The sequence below is a fragment of the Cellulomonas fimi genome, assembly GCF_028527925.1.
Lineage (GTDB): Bacteria > Actinomycetota > Actinomycetes > Actinomycetales > Cellulomonadaceae > Cellulomonas > Cellulomonas fimi_C.
Genome location: NZ_JAPESW010000170.1, coordinates 1 through 582, shown reverse-complemented (window position 1 = coordinate 582; position 582 = coordinate 1). Strand labels below are relative to the sequence as shown.

Genomic DNA, 582 nt, shown 5'->3' with positions numbered 1-582 from the left:
CCACTTTGCCACCGAGATGAGCCGCCATGACCTCGCTCGCGATGTCACTGTCGGTTCGTGGTGTTTGAAGGCGCCGTTTGCAGATGTTGACCATCGCCGGGCTAATTGCGTTGCTCCAGAGACTAACGGCCGCTACAGAGATTTTTGCAGGCCCAGTTACGCGGCGTATGGTCGGGTCCAATGCCAGCACGCGAGTGACAAAGTCAGGTACTGACGAAATGTTGCTGTCGCTGAGCGCAATCGCGACCTGCAGCGCGACATGATGGAGATGGCGGAGATTGCGGTCGGGGGTGGCGAGCAACATATCCAGCCAGCGCGTACCGCGATCAGCATCCGATCCAATGATGGCTTTGATGCCTTCGAACGTCAGGTCGGAAAGTATCAGGTCTGCTTCTAAGGCCGTGAGCTCACCGACAAAGCGTTTATAGGCCTCATTCATGCGGCGTTGACGTTCGTCAAACTGTTCATGTGTTTCTGAGAGCCGGCTCATTTGGGATGAGAAGTCGTTCTCCGGAGGGACCCGCTCTGTTAGTGAAGCCAGGGTCGGAGTAGGGTCGGATTTTTTCGGCGTCTCAGTAGAGA

Annotated in this window: 1 protein-coding gene; it reads right to left on the bottom strand. The window is 56.2% G+C overall.

Going from position 1 to position 582, the window contains the following annotated elements:
* On the bottom strand, positions 1-490 hold a 490-nt coding region (locus tag OMK64_RS20320), incomplete at its 3' end, for a hypothetical protein (protein ID WP_272730164.1).
* Between the last annotated feature and the right edge of the window lie 92 nt (positions 491-582).